The 16550-nt window shown below is 45.0% G+C and carries 15 protein-coding genes; 6 read left to right on the top strand and 9 right to left on the bottom strand.

The window, feature by feature from the left end; genetic code table 11:
* Positions 1-16: 16 nt before the first annotated feature.
* From ACQEXT_RS04740 to ACQEXT_RS04730, 3 genes are all read right to left on the bottom strand, one after another.
* A complete protein-coding gene (locus tag ACQEXT_RS04740) occupies positions 17-364 on the bottom strand; it encodes a GlpM family protein (RefSeq protein ID WP_426950845.1) in 348 nt (115 codons plus the stop codon).
* Between the two features lie 7 nt (positions 365-371).
* A complete protein-coding gene (locus ACQEXT_RS04735) occupies positions 372-728 on the bottom strand; it encodes an acyl-CoA synthetase (RefSeq protein ID WP_426950844.1) in 357 nt (118 codons plus the stop codon).
* 242 nt (positions 729-970) lie between these two features.
* The gene (locus tag ACQEXT_RS04730; RefSeq protein WP_426950843.1) at positions 971-1426 is read right to left on the bottom strand and encodes a GNAT family N-acetyltransferase; all 456 of its coding nucleotides are present in this window, start codon (positions 1424-1426) and stop codon (positions 971-973) included.
* A gap of 275 nt (positions 1427-1701) precedes the next feature.
* On the opposite strand from ACQEXT_RS04730, the gene ACQEXT_RS04725 reads away from it, so the two are divergent.
* The 3 genes from ACQEXT_RS04725 (at position 1702) to ACQEXT_RS04715 (ending at position 4602) form a co-directional block, all read left to right on the top strand.
* Complete coding sequence (locus ACQEXT_RS04725; protein WP_426950841.1) at positions 1702-3132, top strand: methyl-accepting chemotaxis protein; 1431 nt, start codon at positions 1702-1704, stop codon at positions 3130-3132.
* A gap of 217 nt (positions 3133-3349) precedes the next feature.
* Positions 3350-3778, top strand: a complete 429-nt coding sequence (locus ACQEXT_RS04720) for an acyl-CoA thioesterase (RefSeq protein ID WP_426950840.1) — start codon at positions 3350-3352, stop codon at positions 3776-3778.
* A gap of 119 nt (positions 3779-3897) precedes the next feature.
* Complete coding sequence (locus ACQEXT_RS04715; RefSeq protein WP_138970883.1) at positions 3898-4602, top strand: DUF445 domain-containing protein; 705 nt, start codon at positions 3898-3900, stop codon at positions 4600-4602.
* 32 nt (positions 4603-4634) lie between these two features.
* On the opposite strand, the gene ACQEXT_RS04710 is transcribed toward ACQEXT_RS04715, so the two are convergent.
* The 6 genes from ACQEXT_RS04710 to ACQEXT_RS04685 form a co-directional block, all read right to left on the bottom strand.
* Complete coding sequence (locus ACQEXT_RS04710; protein WP_004744557.1) at positions 4635-5111, bottom strand: Lrp/AsnC family transcriptional regulator; 477 nt, start codon at positions 5109-5111, stop codon at positions 4635-4637.
* A 100-nt stretch (positions 5112-5211) separates the two neighbouring features.
* Positions 5212-5445, bottom strand: coding sequence for a hypothetical protein (locus ACQEXT_RS04705; protein ID WP_138970882.1), 234 nt, complete (start codon positions 5443-5445; stop codon positions 5212-5214).
* Positions 5446-5613: 168 nt separating this feature from the next.
* Positions 5614-7101 carry a sodium/proline symporter PutP gene (gene putP, locus ACQEXT_RS04700; RefSeq protein ID WP_426950839.1) on the bottom strand — a complete coding sequence of 496 codons (1488 nt, stop codon included), beginning with the start codon at positions 7099-7101 and terminating at the stop codon, positions 5614-5616.
* Positions 7102-7169: 68 nt separating this feature from the next.
* Positions 7170-7868 carry a 1-pyrroline-5-carboxylate dehydrogenase gene (locus tag ACQEXT_RS04695; protein ID WP_426950837.1) on the bottom strand — a complete coding sequence of 233 codons (699 nt, stop codon included), beginning with the start codon at positions 7866-7868 and terminating at the stop codon, positions 7170-7172.
* Positions 7869-7892: 24 nt separating this feature from the next.
* Complete coding sequence (gene putA, locus ACQEXT_RS04690; RefSeq protein ID WP_426950835.1) at positions 7893-11012, bottom strand: bifunctional proline dehydrogenase/L-glutamate gamma-semialdehyde dehydrogenase PutA; 3120 nt, start codon at positions 11010-11012, stop codon at positions 7893-7895.
* A gap of 187 nt (positions 11013-11199) precedes the next feature.
* Complete coding sequence (locus tag ACQEXT_RS04685; protein WP_138970878.1) at positions 11200-12015, bottom strand: AraC family transcriptional regulator; 816 nt, start codon at positions 12013-12015, stop codon at positions 11200-11202.
* 495 nt (positions 12016-12510) lie between these two features.
* Here ACQEXT_RS04685 and ACQEXT_RS04680 point away from each other — a divergent pair, with 495 nt between their 5' ends.
* The 3 genes from ACQEXT_RS04680 to ACQEXT_RS04670 all read left to right on the top strand — a co-directional run bounded on the left by ACQEXT_RS04680 (position 12511) and on the right by ACQEXT_RS04670 (position 16550).
* Positions 12511-13608 (top strand): PEGA domain-containing protein, encoded by a 1098-nt coding sequence (locus ACQEXT_RS04680; protein WP_269375134.1) that lies wholly within the window; start codon positions 12511-12513, stop codon positions 13606-13608.
* A gap of 141 nt (positions 13609-13749) precedes the next feature.
* Positions 13750-15576, top strand: a complete 1827-nt coding sequence (locus tag ACQEXT_RS04675; protein ID WP_426950833.1) for an SUMF1/EgtB/PvdO family nonheme iron enzyme — start codon at positions 13750-13752, stop codon at positions 15574-15576.
* A 260-nt stretch (positions 15577-15836) separates the two neighbouring features.
* Positions 15837-16550, top strand: coding sequence for a helix-turn-helix transcriptional regulator (locus ACQEXT_RS04670; protein WP_331427771.1), 714 nt, complete (start codon positions 15837-15839; stop codon positions 16548-16550).

Raw genomic sequence — 16550 nt, 5'->3', positions numbered from 1 at the left:
AACTCTAGGCTTTCTTCTAACTGACCGCTAAAGCTCTGGTCCAAATTACGAGCAACATCATCGCTGACACAACCCAAACGGCGGTAGCCATACTTAGGGTTTGAACCAAACTAAAGCGATAGCTGAAATAGTAGACGGCTAACAGATAACTAGCATAAGGGAGCAGTGAGTAGAGGCCAAACAAGGCGGTGGCTCGTAAATCTTCCATATTCCGCTCTGAGCCGACAATGTAATGCGCGATCAAAGCAAAGCTTGGAAACAGCGGTACTAAACCAGCAATAAAAAAGTTCTTCGATTTGGACAGCAGTGCAATCACCAACACAGCGGTGGCACCAATCAGACATTTAAAAAATAACGCTACCATCGCTTACCTACGCCAAATTTAAGAACAGCTCTTCATCAGTCATGTATTTATGCTTGCTACCCAAATTTCTAACATGCATAAACATAAAGTCGGGAAAACCGGGGGCAAGCAAATCATTGGGGAGCCAAACAATGCCTCCGACAAACACATATCTGCCCTGCTTGTCATCAGTGTGAAGCGCGTTATTTATCTCTGTCGATAGTTCAGGACGAACACCTTCAACGACACACACAATTTGTCCACGAGCAACGCCAATAACTCGCTTAACTAAATTGGCTTTTACCCCACAACGCCAAGCTTGTCTCGTGGCCATCTCAAAGCCATGCTTTCGCACACTTTTTTGAATATTAACAATCAGATTCATCGTGTAGAACACCTACTAGGTGGCATATGTGGCTCTAGAGTAGTAACTGCGGATAAGAATAACGACCCATCAGATTGGTGCAATTCTCACCAGATGAAAATTGCATCCAAATTGATGTTGGACACTTTGCGGCATCTTGCCGTTAGAGCAATGTGGTATTTGGACCTGTATTGTTGCACTATTAAAGCGCACCAACGCACCAATATATAGCGCTCGCACTATTGGGTTATTGCTAAGTTAAATTAGATATTACGCGTCATAAACTGGCTGTTAGGGTCGAGCTCATAGTCTGCAAATGGCTCACAGTACTCAAAACCAAATTTCTCATACAATGAACGGGCCGGAGCAAAAAAGGCCATCGAGCCCGTTTCTAAGCTGACACGGTTCAGCCCGGAATGATGGGCATGTTCCAATACATGATTGAGCAAACATGCAGCGACACCTTGGCCACGCGAAGTCTCGGCAGTACGCATTGACTTGATCTCTCCATGGGTATCATCAATGTGTTTTAACGCGGCACATCCTAATAACTTTCCATTGCTCCAGCCTGTCCAAAAAGTCACTTGAGGAGCTTTCAGCGCCGTTACATCCAACGCATGGACACTCTCGGCGGGCGAAGTGGCATTCATATCCGCGAGGTGCTGCTCAAGTAGCAATAGCACATCAGGATGATCCAATAGGCCTGTTTTAATTTCCATTGTCATTCTCTTTATCTCAATACTATTGTTAACTTAGCAAGAAAAAGACCAAATATTTCCATCTGCATCGTGACAGCGATTGATATACAACGGGTATAACTAGAGCCTCCCTTGAATAACGATCATCGTCACATTACTTGGATAAAATGGAATTTTAATTACAAATTATTGCGACTGATGACTCATAATTCTTCACCTTAGGCCGATAAATTTGTAATCAGATTTTTACAATATAACTGTAAGCTTTCCGGCTGAGACGGAAAAGGAATCCTAGTATGAAAGAAGTAGAGTTTCGAACGATAGATCGCTTGTTCATTAAAATGTCGATCAATGACAAGATGTGGGCCATTTTTGCCCTATTTATTCTAGCGGTAGCCTCATTGGCTGGCGGAAGATATACCAATACTATCGAAATGTTCGAGCAGTCAGCCGTTGTCACCGCTGAACAGCACATCGCTGAGCTAGCCAAAGTCGCCGATCCACAGAAACTTGGCGCACTGTCTAATGTGACTCAAGTCAACCGCTCACAAGCAGCGACGTTCCGTGACGGCATCGTTACAGCGACCGCACAAGCCCAAGATGGCAAGTTCTATCAGTTAACATTAAATCGTGCTGGTGAGTTACAACAGTTAAAATCCGAAGCAATGACCAGTTTTGCCCTCAGTTTTATCTGGGCGCTTCCTTTTGCACTATTCTGCTACTGGGTCGCCACATTCCTTGGTGGTGCTCTGTGGGTTCTCTACACCACAACACAACGCATTGGTGAAGGTGATTTAACCTCTCGCCTCGGCTTCCATCCAGGGCGTGATGAGTTTGGCACTATCGGCTGTGCTCTAGACAAAGCAATGGATACCCTGACCGACTTAGTCGTGACAGTGAAAGATAATGCGACAACACTGAGTGAAACTTCAGCTTCATTCGAGCAAGAGATGAAATTGAGCGAAACCCAAATCAGCCAGCAATACGCCTCATTAGATTCTGTCGCTACCGCCATGGAAGAGATGACGGCTTCAGCAAAAGAAGTGACGAACATTTCTCAGCACTCAACAGCACAAACTGAGCGCGATTCTGAGCATATTGATCAAAGCTACCAACGCGTTCAGTCCGCTATCAATGAAATCACTAAGCTGTCCGAGTACATTGGTCAGGCGTCACAATCCGTCTCTAGCCTCACTGATAACACGACACAAATTAATGAAGTGATCACCACCATCAACGCTATCTCTGAGCAAACCAATCTACTAGCATTGAATGCCGCCATCGAAGCAGCTCGCGCTGGTGAGCAAGGACGTGGCTTTGCTGTAGTAGCAGATGAAGTACGCACGTTGGCAGGACGAACTCAAGCCGCAACAGTCGAAATCCAGACCATGATTGAGAAACTCCAATCAGAAACGCGCACTATCGCTTCAATTACTGAACAAACCGTGAGCCAAGCCCAAACCAGCAGTGATATCGTCGCAGACATTGGCCATGACGTACAATCCATCTCCGAATCAGCGCGCGCTCTGAAAGATATGAGCATTCAGATATCAACATCAGCGGAAGAACAAAGCGCGGTTGCCAATGACATCGCCTCAGAACTGAGTGAGATTCGAGCGCAATCTAATACAATTCGTAGTGTGGCAGAACAATCCTCAATGGGGGTAGCCAATCTCACTAAAGCCTCCGTATCTCTGGCTCAAATACTAAAAGGCTATCGCACTTAATAGACCAATAAGGACCTTCGGGTCCTTTCTTTTTGCCCTGTATTGCAGACTCCCCTCCATCACGAACAAGGATACCGACTCTTTTACTATTTCATTGTGACGAACGTTTCAGTTGCATCGCCTTGTACCGAACAACTAGGATCACAAACTGATAACAATTTCTGCACAGCATCGCACTTAGCCACTAGAATAAAAGCTCAGTTTAAGGAGATGTAACATGGAAGAACTACTGGCCGAATTTGCTACAGTAACGAAAATTCAGGTGGCTTGGGGCGAGATGGACGCTTTGCAACACGTCAACAACGCGGTTTATTTCCGCTACTTTGAAACAGCAAGACTCGACTACTTCAACAAAATCAATCTGCTCGTTAACCTACAACAAAACCATATAGGCCCTGTGCTCAGCCACACCGAGTGTCGATACAAAGCACCAGTCACTTATCCAGATACGCTGTTAATTGGTTCCCGTGTCACTGACTTGCAAGATGACCGATTCACAATGGAGTACCAGATCGTAAGTGAAAGCACTGGTAAAGTGACGACCGTTGGTTCAGCCACTTGCGTCATGTTTGACTTTAAGCACCACACCAAAGCTTCTATACCTGAAAACATCAAACAAGCTATTTTATTAGCCGAAGAACGATAAGCTCAAAATCCTAGATTCGATTTGGCGATTTCATCAGAGCGCCAAATCAATTTGTGTGACATCTCATATTTGACTTGGTATATACTCCTCTCCATCGTAAATAAACACCTTATTTGTCAATGAACAAGAGCTTACTAACCAATCTTATCGCACTCGCTTTACTAGCAGGTGGCTATCAAGCAGACAACCAAATTGCCTTATACGCTGGACTATTTGCGTTTTCAGGCGCCATCACCAACTGGCTTGCCATTCATATGCTATTTGAAAAGGTGCCTGGTCTCTATGGTTCCGGTGTTATTCCTGCGCGTTTTGAAGAATTTAAATCAGCAATCAAGACACTGATGATGGAGCAGTTTTTTACCCAAGAAAACATCGACAAGTTCTTAAGCAAGGAAATGGCTGGCGGCAAGTCCCTTAACCTTGAGCCAGTGATTGAAAAGATAGACTTTAACCCAACGTTTGACTCACTCGTTGACGTCATCGCCAACTCTCAATTCGGTGGCATGCTGGCGATGTTTGGTGGCACAGATGCGCTCCAACCTATGAAACAACCTTTTGTCGAGAAAATGAAACTAGCGATTGTCGACATGAGTCAGAGCGACACCATCAAAGATGCCTTAAAAGAACAGTTTGAAGCCCCAGCGATGATGGATGAAATACGCACTAACGTTGAGAACATCATCGATCAGCGCCTCAATGAACTGACGCCCAAACTGGTTAAGGAAATCGTTCAGAGAATGATCAAAGAACACCTAGGCTGGTTGGTCGTTTGGGGCGGGATCTTTGGTGGCATTATTGGCATAATTTCATCCTTTATTGCCTAAAATTGAAAAAGGAAGCGGTAAGCTTCCTTTTTTTATAGTTTCGATATGAGATCTGCATTAACGCCAAAGCTGGTCTTATGCTCTTCAATAACCACTTCACTGCGAGTTTGTATCACGCCGGGCAAGGTTCCTAATTTGGTCGACATAAAGTTCTGGTACGCTTTCATATCCTTTACACGCACCTTAATCATGGTATCGAAGTCACCTGATAGCGAATAACACTCTTCAATTTCCGGCATATCCGCCACAGCTTGAGCAAACTTTTCAAATATTGAAAAACTGGTTTGATCCAAACGAATATGAATGAACACTTGTACATCCAAGCCCAGCTTTTCTGGATTTAGCTCAGCATGGTAGCCCGTAATATAACCTTCTTTCTCCAATCTTTTTACCCGATCAGAACAAGGAGAGGTGGTTAAGTTAACTTGCTTGGCGAGTTCAACAATAGGAAGTCGGCCTTTCAGATTCAAGGCGCGCAGGATCTCACGATCAATTCTATCTAAATCCATTAACGGCTCATTAAGTTGTTATAGATGCTGAAGGTATTCTAAAACAAAAGCACCGAGCCACAGATAGCGATCGTTGAGTTAGCGATAAATTATGTGAAGGTTATGCGATTTTTGCGTCAGAAAAAGCGTCTTGTGCGGTCACAACTTCTGTTTGGCTATTGCAAACTCTGCAAAAGGCCTGCTTTTCCATTTTTACATAGTGGTCACCTTGGAAAACGGTGGCAAAGAAGTTCGCCATATTTTTAACTACCGAGTTATTCTGCGTCTCACAACGCTTCATGACAATTTTATGTGCCGTTTTTTTATCACAACAATGACAGTACATGTGAGGCATTTCCGTTCGTCCTAAGTGTTAGCGTTATTGATAACTGACATATTTTGAAACCTAGAGTTCATTAAATTCAAACATTAGTTTAGAAAACGTGAGACAAGTTCAATAAATAGTCAATAGACAACAAAAAAGCCCCTAAATTTAGGGGCTTTTCATTCGAACCAATATCAATTAGTCCAGTTCAGCTAAGTGCTTTTTGAACGTGTTGTGCTGCGCTTTCACAGCCTCTTCCGGCTCGCCAGTCGTTAAACTTACACCAACAATAGCAAGAGTCGAGAAAATGATACCAGGGACAATTTCATACACGTCGAACCAGCCACCTGATAACTGCTTCCAAATAACGATAGTCACACCGCCAACTACAATACCCGCCAGTGCACCATTACGATTCATTCTTTCCCAGTAAAGGCTAAGGATTAGCGCAGGACCAAATGCAGCACCAAAACCAGCCCATGCGTAAGAAACCAAGCCAAGCACTGAGCTGTCAGGTGTCATCGCTAAAACTAGCGCAACAACTGAGATGCCAACGACGGCAATACGCCCAACCATAACAATCTCTTCTGAGCTTGCGTCTTTCTTAAACACTTGCTTGTAGAAATCTTCTGCCAACGCTGAAGAGGAAACCAGTAACTGAGAATCCGCAGTACTCATTACCGCAGCTAGAATTGCAGCAAGTAGGATACCGGCAATAACAGGGTGGAACAGAGAGTTCACCAGAAGCATAAAGATCTTCTCGCCATCATCAATGCTTACACCAGAGTTTGTCACATAAACTAAGCCAACGAGACCTACTAGAATCGCACCTGCCATTGATAGCGCAGTCCAGATCACCGCAATACGACGAGCCGTTGTCAGATCTTTATTTGAGCGAGATGCTTTGAAACGCGCCAGGATATGTGGCTGACCAAAGTAACCTAAGCCCCAAGCCACCAGAGAGATAATCGCAATCGCAGAAAGTGGTTCACCTTTAGAGTCATCCCATAGCGTTAATAGCTCAGGGTTAATCGCGGCAAGATCATTGCCAAGCTGACCAAAACCACCTTCCAACGCAGTAATTGGAACGATCATCAGTGCCGCTGCCATCAGCAGACCTTGCACTAAGTCGGTCCAAGATACCGCCAGGAAGCCACCGAATAGCGTGTAAGAGACGACGCAAACGGTGCCAATGATTACTGCCGTGGAGTAATCTAGGCCAAAGACTGTTTCAAATAATTTTCCGCCTGCAACCAAGCCTGAACTGGTGTAGAAAAGGAAGAATAAAAGAATAAAGAAAGCAGAAATAACCTGAATCAGTTTAGATTTATCGTTAAAACGACGAGATAGAAATTCTGGTAAAGTCAGTGCGTCAGTCGTGATACTGTAAGTACGAAGACGTTTAGCATTAATTAACCAGTTCAACCATGTGCCTACCAGTAGACCGCCCGCTAGCCAAAATGCTTCAATGCCCGCTGCGTACGCATAACCCGGCAGACCAAGCAGAAGCCAACCACTCATATCGGATGCACCTGCAGAAAGCGCCGCCGGCCAAGGGCCTAATGAACGACCACCAAGAAAGTAGTCGCTTGAATTTTTTGTACGCTGGTATGCGATAACACCAATGGCAAGCATCAACACCAGATACGCAATAAACGTGGTTGTAATAGCAAAGCTATTTTCCATGTGATATGTCCTCTTTTGAAAGATCGCCTTCCCTGAATGCCCTCAATACGAGGGCAAATCAATGAAGTTTAGTGGGCTTCGTTTCCGAGCTCTAACAAGGTCGCATTGCCACCCACTGCTGTTATATTTATTGTTCTTGTACGCTCAGTAATAAAACGGAGCGCCAAATGAGGATCGTGGGCAACAGGAATGCTCACAAGATCCGTTTCAGACGTCAGGCTTACAATAGCGCCCGAACGTTTAGCCAGTTGGCGGTTAATCGTCCTTTCCACCTCTGGATTTCCAACATAACCAATGCTTCGCACGTCCGACTCGAGCAACTGATGATAAGCATCATATGCGGCAAACTGGACAAGGTGAGTTGGAAGTGAAGACTGAACATAGGCAGCCTCTAACACTTGGCAAAGCTCCGCATCATCACTGCATAAGATGACACTATTACCCGCGATCAGCGCAGCCGTTAGTTGCGCAACGACGGATAGCTTCGCTTGCTCTTGAACATCATCCTGAATAACAAGAGCCACACCACGACCTGCGGTGTAAAGTTCGTTGGTTTCGCCTGTAGGGCCGACCAGACTATGGGTATCAGCAATCAATGCCGACGCTTGATCAATATGGTACGAAACGACCGAAGCCAACTCAGGCTGAACTTGTTGTAAAGCCTGTTTAAAAGCGAGTAGGCACTCACTTTTAGAATCAAAATTAGTTAAATTCCAGTTTTCCCAAGCAGAGAAAGCATCAGAAAAACGAGTTACTTGATGAACCATAATTACTTCTCCTTGCTCACTCGATTAACAAAACTGTGTTTGCGTAAAACGGTAAAGATAGTGTGGACCACCCGCTTTTGGTCCAGTGCCTGATAGGCCTTGACCACCAAATGGCTGCACTCCTACCACCGCGCCAACTTGATCACGGTTGATGTAGCAGTTACCAACACGAGCATGTTTTTCAATCCAGCGGTAAGTGGTTTCATTTCGGCTATGGATACCCATGGTTAGGCCAAAACCAGTATTGTTTATCTGCTCAACCACCTGAGTGAGTTCACTTGCTTTGAATCGAACGATGTGCAAGATCGGGCCAAACTGTTCTTCTTTAAGACAAGAAATATCACGGATTTCAAAGGCTGAAGGAGCAACGAAGTCACCGTTTTCATGCTCATCCGTAAGCACCAGTTGAGCGACTTTTTTCTCTGTTTCAGTCATAAACTCGATATGCTTTAACAACTTGCTCTTCGCATTGACGTCGATAACCGGACCAACATCTGTCGAGTGAAGATAAGGTTTACCAACGCTTAACTCCTCCATCGCCCCCTGGATCAGAGCAACAATGCGATCGGCAATATCTTCTTGAACGTATAGAACACGCAGTGCACTACAGCGCTGACCCGCAGAAGCAAACGCAGAGCGAATCACATCTCTCACCACTTGCTCGGGTAATGCTGTACTGTCAACAATCATTGCGTTCTGACCACCCGTCTCAGCAATCAAAGGCACTGGAGCGGCGTCACGTTCTGCTAATGTTTGGTTAATGCGCTGCGCCGTCGCTGTTGAACCAGTGAAAGCGACACCTGCGATGGCTGGGTGTGACGTCAGAGCCGAGCCAATTTCAGCGCCACGGCCTGTTAATAGCTGAATCGTCCCTGCTGGGAATCCTGCATCGAGCATCAGTTCAACCGCACGAGCCGCGATTAAGCTGGTCTGTTCTGCTGGTTTCGCCACGACTGTATTTCCTGCAACCAAAGCGGCTGTCACTTGGCCAAGGAAAATGGCCAGAGGGAAGTTCCAAGGGCTAATACAAACGAAAACACCACGACCTTGACGAGACACTTGACGAGTCTGCCCATCAAAACCGTTAATGGTTAGTTCACCTAACGCGTCCACTTGCTTAGCGTAGTAACGACAGAAATCAACCGCTTCACGCACTTCATCGATACTGTCATGAATCGTTTTACCTGCTTCCTGGTGACAAATCGCGACAAGCTCTGCGAGATTCTCTTCCAACAGATCAGCGAGAGCCTCTAGCTTCTCTGCTCGCTGAGCTTTTGGTGATGCTTGCCATGCAGGGAAGGCCTGCTCAGCACCTTCAATCGCTGCCGAAACATGCTCAAGCGTAGCGAACGCAACCTGACCTACTTGAATACGACGGTCGTAAGGAGCGGTGACTTGTTCAGTGTTGATGTTTTCCTTGATCATGCTTTCGGCAAACATGTTGCCATTGATGATCGGACCCGCTAGCCACTGCTTACATAGAAAACTCTCTACTTCATGTTCAAACGGCTTCGCTTCGCTCTCGATATCAATGTTGATACCCAAAGAGTTCTTGCGCTCGTTAAACACGTTGGTTGGAAGAGGAATGCTTGTGTTGGAGAAAGAATCAAACGCATTAAGCATATCTACTGGATGCTGCGTCAGTGTTTCGACAGGGCAACGAGCATCGACCAAGCGATGAACAAATGAGCTGTTTGCACCATTTTCCAATAAGCGGCGAACAAGATATGGCAGCAGATCTTTGTGGCTACCAACCGGTGCATAAATGCGCACGGATTGTTGGTAGGCTGACATCGCATGGTTGTACAGCGAATCGCCCATGCCATGCAGACGCTGGAATTCGAAATCTTTATGCTGAGCCATCACTGCAATCGATGTGACTGTCTGAGCATTGTGGCTCGCAAATTGCGGGAAAATATTACCACGAACATGTTGACTCAAAAGGAATCGAGCACAAGCTAAATAAGCCACATCTGTCGCTTCTTTGCGCGTATAAACAGGGTAGTTAGTATAACCAGCCTGCTGTGACCATTTGATCTCACTATCCCAGTAAGCACCTTTAACAAGACGCAGAGGAATCATATCTCCCTGCTGCTTCGCTAAGCCATTTAGCCAAACCAAAACCGGAAGCGCTCGCTTAGAGTAAGCCTGAACCACTAGACCAAACTTACCCCAGCCCTTGACCAATTCACTTCGGTACACTTTTTCGAACAATTTGAGGGACAGCTCTAGGCGGTCTGCTTCTTCAGCATCAATGGTAATCGCGACGTCAAGCTCAACCGCTCGACGCAGCAATTGCTGTAAGGTATCGTAAAGTTCTGTCAGAACACGTTGTTCATTCGCAACCTCATAGCGAGGATGAAGTGCTGAAAGCTTAATCGACACAGAAGGCGCTGGACTCACATCTGCAGCATAGTCATCACGGCCTACCGCTTCGATTGCCATTAAGTAATCTTTGAAGTACTTATTTGCGTCAGCGGTGGTAAGTGCCGCTTCGCCTAGCATGTCATAAGAGTAAGTGAAGCCCTTATCACGCATGTGACGACCGTTTTTTTGAGCCTCGGCAATGGTACGGCCAAGTACAAACTGGTGTCCCATGACTTTCATTGCCTGATGCATCGCCTTACGGATCACAGGCTCAGACATCTTGTTCACTAGTCGGTTAACCGCGCTTACCGGACTTTGAGATTCGCTATCAGAAAGGCCAACAACTTTACCAGTGAGCATTAAGCCCCATGTAGACGCATTAACAAACACGGAATCAGAATTTTTCAGGTGTGATTTCCAATCTGCCACAGTGAGCTTGTCACGGATTAAAGCATCGGCTGTCGCAGCGTCAGGAATACGCATCAAAGCCTCAGCAAGACACATAAGCAGAATGCCTTCTTGAGTATCAAGGCTATACTCCAGTAACAGAGCGTCAATCATCTGAATGGACTTTTTGTCAGCACGAATCGTATTGATCAAATCCGTCGTTTTGATGGCAATCTGCTCTTTCTCTGACTCAGTGGGTGTTGCTAATGGCAGTAGTTGCTTAAGCCATTGTGATTCGTCCACCATATAAAGTGGCGAGATCAACGACCAAAGTTTATCAAGCGGCTGCTCGACAAACTCAGCGTTTAACACATTACTCGCTGTAAACATGCGTTTTCCTCAATCTCACACCTGAAATCATTTCAGGTTTTCTACAATGGCATGCAGTGTATTTTGAGCTTGAGAAGAATACTTGTCAAAAACTCCGAGTTTTTTGCTAAAAACTCTGAATATTAACAAAACAAAAACAGAGTCACACTCAATTAAGTAAAACTTTATACCGTTTACATTAGCTTATTTAACCAAATCGTTTCTTGTACTGAGAAGGTGAAATACCTTGGAGGCGGGAAAAAGTATGAGTAAAGGTGCTTTGACCTGAAAATCCGGTGAACTCGGCTACCTGTCCCAAAGTGAGATTGCCCTGCTCTATTAGCTGCTTCGCCATGTCGATTCGCTTGCCCAGCACATACTGATGAGGTGTAATCCCCATCTGCTCTTTAAACAAGGAGTGAAACTGACTCTCACCTAAGAACACACTGCCTGCGAGCTGCATCACTGAGATTCTCTGATTCATGTGCTGCTCGATATAGCGATCTATCGCTTCAAGATCGAAGCGCGATTCTTTACGACTCGCTTCAAAGGCCGACATATGGCGCTGTAATAAAGCCACAACCGTATCACTGCAAGCTCGACTGAGCAGCAAGTCATCTGGGCTAGAATGCATCTCAGCCACTAACATCTGGATAAGCTTTTGGATTTGATTGTTGAGCTGAAAGTACGTCTCTTTCTGGTTAAGCTCGTTAAGACGCTGCATCATCAAAGCGTCAGATTGCGAAGCAACCGGCATATTGAGTACCAGAATATCAGATTGACCGACGACACCACCGAATGCGTGCCCTGAACCGGATGTCACGACGCAACCTTGCCCAGGACCGACCATATTGCCGTAGCCACCAACTTCAAACTCCGCTTGACCACGTAAACCGATCACCACCTGAGTATAGTCGTGCGCGTGACATTCCATATACGAAGGCAACGTAACCAATTGAGCTGGTTTTGGTGACAATTCTTTGGCAGTGGATGAATCACTTAGCGGCTTATTGGATGATGACATAGAGACACACAGTCAAATTACATGTTCGATAAGCCATGATATACCAGAAGTGACGCAACTCGAAAATTGTATTGTTTGATTATAAAAATGGTTGCATTTACCATCGTCAACAAACAGAAAATGATCGGGGCGAACTGCTGAAAATCTGGTCATTTGTCGTACTGGAAGAATGATCAAGTGCACATAAATTACGGCTTATGTCACTTCTATCGATTTTCGTTATTCCTGATCGAGAATCTTTACTTGCATATTTCTTCAATCAGCCCAAAATGGATGATGTACCACCTAAGTTTATCTCGATTTATGATAAGCTTAGGTAATTCGCTCTATTATTTAGTGTGAATAGAAGGAAGAAATAGACCTTTTCAAGGCACCTTTGCAATGGACTGTCAAAAGTTTGTCTTTTTTTCTATATAAAGTGCACTATTTGATTGATATGCACTATGTTTGACTATTTTTTTATTGGTTATTAAACGTTAATTGTTGCAGGGACTTATGATCATACGTCGCATGCCAGCGCTTTTGCTTGCGCTAAGCCCTCTTTGGGTTTCGACTTCGATTTTCGCAGAAGAAAATGTACAGGGTGACCCTGTTTCTGAAATCGAAGTTAAGTTAGAAAATAAAGAAGCAGAAATGGGCACGATGGCTGCGGAGTTTAACTCTGAAGCTGATCGTCTCCAACAACTTCAGAATGATAGAACTAAGCTGAAACGCAATGAGGAAGAACTCAATGCGAAGCGCAATCGCACTAAGTCAGCTCTGGACAAACAGTATAACCGTCTTTTAGATGATCCAGATATCGACCTAGTTTCATTCCAGAAAGCTTACCAAGATGTGTGGACTGAAGTGAAAGATAACCAGTCTGCACTATTGGAAAACCAACAAGCGATAACTGAAAGTGAAATGCGCCTCTCACAAGTAAAACAGAAGCAGGCCCGTCTAACTTCTGAGCTTTCTTACTTACAAGAGCAGAAAGTGGAAGCGCGTGTAAAACGTATTTCTGCTGAGCTACGCGAAAGTGATGTACTCGAAACAAGTTACAAAACAACTTGTTCATCGACCATGACGTTGGGCGAGTGTGCTAGCCAGGGGCAATACCTGACTAAACAGAAAGCCGTCAAAGCGTTCAAAGCTAAACTGATGGATCGTTTGACGGAGTCAAACCTAGCGAAGCAAAATGCCAAAGGCGTTCAGTTGAATGTTCATGTTCAAGAGAGCCAGCTCATCCGCTCTGGTTTTGAAGGCAACAATAGCTACTTCACTCAAATGCAATCGCAATTGCAGGCGCGTCCAGAGGCCTCAGCAGCGTGTAAACTACTTAACGTTTCAACTCGTTACTGTCTAAAAGGCAGTGAAGAAGAGAAAACCGCTAAGAAAGACAAAAACTGGGTGAATGTGACTGTTCGTTCAGATCAATATGATGATTCCGTAGTTATCAATGGCATTAACTATGGCAGCACGCCAGTAGAAGTTGTTCTACCACGTGGCCAACATCAAGTTACAGTGTCGAAAAATGGTTTTCAGACATACAATCGCGTGATCACTGTCAACGCAAATGACACGGTTTGGGTTAAGCTACGTCCAAATGGATAACGGCTAAAAAAACCTACCGGATTCACAAAGATGAGCTAAAACGCCATTTTGATCCTAAGTTATCAACGGATAACTTAAGACAAGATGGCGTTTTCGTTTAAAATACCCAATTAATCAATAATTAGATGTAGAAGAAAGACGATGCGTCCAGGTTTATCAATCCTTTTATTAGCATTATCTCCTTGTTTGCTTGTATCTCCCGCTTCCGCACAGGAAGCGAAGATGTCGGTTATTCAGATCGACGATAAGCTTTTTAGCAAACACGATGAGTTAAAGTCTGCACAAAAAGCCTCAGACGAGCAGCAAGCTCTGTTCAATAAGCAGCAAGCCGAATTAAAGTCTCTGCAACAAACGGCAGAGTCTCTTGATAAGTCGTTTGCGAGTGCCAAGAATAAGCTTGAAATGGACTATCAACGTATGATTGATGATCCCAATGTTGACCTAGCTGCATCTCAGAAGGCCTATCAAGATGCTTGGTCGTCAGTGAAGCAAAATCAAAAGGCACGCCTTGACGCTGAACAAAAGCTTGAGGAAGAGCGAGCGAATCTCGCGACTCGTAAAGCAGAAGCCGATGCCATTAAGCTTGCTATTGCAGAATTGGACGAACAAAAACTTCGCGCCAGAGTCGAACAGCTCAAGCTTGAACTGGAACAGCCACAGAAAATTTCGGTCAGTTTCACTAACCGCTGCCAAGCCTCTTTAACTTTGGCGCAATGTGATCAGCAAACTAAAGAGCTAGCTTTGCAGAAAGCAGTTAAGCAATTTCGCGGTGAGATTGTTGAACACACCAGCGAAAGTTCACTGGTCAAGCGCAATATCAATGATGTCGCTCTTAACATCCACGTTGTCAAACACATTACTACCGAACAGGGCTTCTACGATGGTGTTCGTTATCGAACACTAATGGATGTAGAGCTTGAGGCTCGTCCTAAAGCAAAAGTGGCCTGTGAGCTTCTGCAAATCGATAATCAATACTGTTTTGCGCCTGGAGCAGCAGGAAATCAGCAGTTCCAAGATGACCAAGAAATCGCTTGGGTCACACTCGCTATTCGCTCTAACCAATACAACGACAGCGTAACGATCGATGGCGTTTCTTATGGCAGTACTCCTATAGAAATCATGCTACCAATAGGTATCCACGACATTACGATTGAGAAAGAAGGCTACAAGTCATACAGCCAACAACTTTCCGTTAACTCGGATACGTCTTTACGTGCGGTACTGACTGAAAAAGCCAACCCGCTACGCGCTGGGGCTAAATTTGCTGATGGCTTGGCAAGCAGCGGTCACGCACCAGAATTGGTCACCATTCTCCAAGGTATTTACTACACTGGGGAGAAGGCTTCTAACCAAGTTTCGCTTGATCATGCTTTCGGTATTGGCGCGACACCTGTCACCGTCAGTCAGTTTGCAACCTTCGTTGAACAAACCAATTACCAAACCGATGCTGAGCTAAAAAACACCTGTACCACGCTAGCTCAAGGCGAAGTGACACCAATTCCAAACAGCAGTTGGCGAGATCCTGGGTTCAAACAATCGCCTAATTCACCGGTTGTGTGTGTGAGCCAAAACGATGCAGTCTCTTACACTAATTGGTTGCGTAAGCAGACTGGCGCTTCTTACCGTCTACCAACAGAAGAAGAGTGGGAAATTGCGGCACGTGCTGGCAGCCAAGATAAATACTGGTGGGGTAATGAATTTGCACCAGGTGAAGCAAACACTGGCTGGAGTGGCACTCCTTGGTCAAACCAAAGCACTGCGCCCGTTAGCGCTTTCAAACCTAATCAGTTAGGCGTTTATGATGCGGTCGGCAATGTTTGGCAGTGGACAAGTAGCCCGAGAGGCATTGCTAAAGGCGGTGCGTGGAACTTCTCTCCAGATATGGCTGCAGCAGACAAGCAGCTATACCTTTCACCATTCTCTGCCGCTAACTACTTAGGTTTCCGAGTCGTTAGAGACATTAACTAGTTATATTAGGGGGGGATTTCCCCCCTTTTTATCTTATTCTCTTCAGATACAATCATTAGCGAGTTGGATTTATCCATCCTCCTCGGTATCAATTGATATGTCTATGCTCAGTAATTTACTGAGTGCATAGAACCTCTTCTACACGTCGACAAGATTTATCTTGTGTTTGCCAGTCATCCTACGGTGCCTGGCATTTTTTATCGTACAGCACATGTGACTTTGGTATCATACTCACTCTGTTTAGTAAGAAGTTTTTTTAAGTGAACGAGCAGCAAGTCTCTTTATTCCGTCAACTCCCCGGTTTCTGGGGATGCAAAGACCTCAACTCTGTCTTTGTTTATGCTAACACTGCTTATGCCAAACTGATCGGTTTCGAGAAGTCACAAGATTGTATTGGCCTTACCGACTTTCAAATGCCCAGTCCCACATCTCACTGTGCTGCTGATTTTGTTAAACAAGATCGGTATGTCATTGAAAACAATACGTCCTTGAGAGTTCTCGATATTCACCCATACCCAGATGGCAGCTGGCGGGCGCATTTATTTACCAAAATCCCATGGCTAGATGATTCAGAAAAGATTCAAGGGACAATTTTTTATGGGCAAGAGCTGTCTGATACCGCAATTCTAGAAGTGGGTCACTGGATATGTCGCGCGACAGGTTTACCGCCTGAAAGTAATCTTATCGCTGAAACACCGACGACAACACGCTTTGATCTCAAACTGACTAACCGAGAATCAGAAGCGCTGTTTTTACTGCTCTATGGTAAGAAACCCCACTACATCGCCACAATCATGAACATCTCGATAAAGACATTAGAAAGCTATGTCGCGAGACTGCGAGTAAAGTTTGGCGCTCACTCCAAAGCGCAATTGATCGATATGGCTTTAGAGCAGGGATATGGGTCTCACATACCTAAGACGCTATTAAAAAGACAGCTGTCTGTTGCCCTAGATAACGAATACGCCGCATAA

The sequence above is a fragment of the Vibrio sp. TRT 29B02 genome (assembly GCF_050113655.1).
Classification (GTDB): Bacteria; Pseudomonadota; Gammaproteobacteria; order Enterobacterales; family Vibrionaceae; genus Vibrio.
This window is presented reverse-complemented; position numbering and strand designations above follow the sequence as displayed.

What these genes read in the sequence shown, in the direction of transcription:
- ACQEXT_RS04740 (WP_426950845.1), bottom strand. Translation starts at nt 364, where the DNA reads ATGGTAGCGTTATTTTTTAAATGTCTGATTGGTGCCACCGCTGTGTTG.
- ACQEXT_RS04735 (WP_426950844.1), bottom strand. Translation starts at nt 728, where the DNA reads ATGAATCTGATTGTTAATATTCAAAAAAGTGTGCGAAAGCATGGCTTT.
- ACQEXT_RS04730 (WP_426950843.1), bottom strand. Translation starts at nt 1,426, where the DNA reads ATGGAAATTAAAACAGGCCTATTGGATCATCCTGATGTGCTATTGCTA.
- ACQEXT_RS04725 (WP_426950841.1), top strand. Translation starts at nt 1,702, where the DNA reads ATGAAAGAAGTAGAGTTTCGAACGATAGATCGCTTGTTCATTAAAATG.
- ACQEXT_RS04720 (WP_426950840.1), top strand. Translation starts at nt 3,350, where the DNA reads ATGGAAGAACTACTGGCCGAATTTGCTACAGTAACGAAAATTCAGGTG.
- ACQEXT_RS04715 (WP_138970883.1), top strand. Translation starts at nt 3,898, where the DNA reads ATGAACAAGAGCTTACTAACCAATCTTATCGCACTCGCTTTACTAGCA.
- ACQEXT_RS04710 (WP_004744557.1), bottom strand. Translation starts at nt 5,111, where the DNA reads ATGGATTTAGATAGAATTGATCGTGAGATCCTGCGCGCCTTGAATCTG.
- ACQEXT_RS04705 (WP_138970882.1), bottom strand. Translation starts at nt 5,445, where the DNA reads ATGCCTCACATGTACTGTCATTGTTGTGATAAAAAAACGGCACATAAA.
- putP (WP_426950839.1), bottom strand. Translation starts at nt 7,101, where the DNA reads ATGGAAAATAGCTTTGCTATTACAACCACGTTTATTGCGTATCTGGTG.
- ACQEXT_RS04695 (WP_426950837.1), bottom strand. Translation starts at nt 7,868, where the DNA reads ATGGTTCATCAAGTAACTCGTTTTTCTGATGCTTTCTCTGCTTGGGAA.
- putA (WP_426950835.1), bottom strand. Translation starts at nt 11,012, where the DNA reads ATGTTTACAGCGAGTAATGTGTTAAACGCTGAGTTTGTCGAGCAGCCG.
- ACQEXT_RS04685 (WP_138970878.1), bottom strand. Translation starts at nt 12,015, where the DNA reads ATGTCATCATCCAATAAGCCGCTAAGTGATTCATCCACTGCCAAAGAA.
- ACQEXT_RS04680 (WP_269375134.1), top strand. Translation starts at nt 12,511, where the DNA reads ATGATCATACGTCGCATGCCAGCGCTTTTGCTTGCGCTAAGCCCTCTT.
- ACQEXT_RS04675 (WP_426950833.1), top strand. Translation starts at nt 13,750, where the DNA reads ATGCGTCCAGGTTTATCAATCCTTTTATTAGCATTATCTCCTTGTTTG.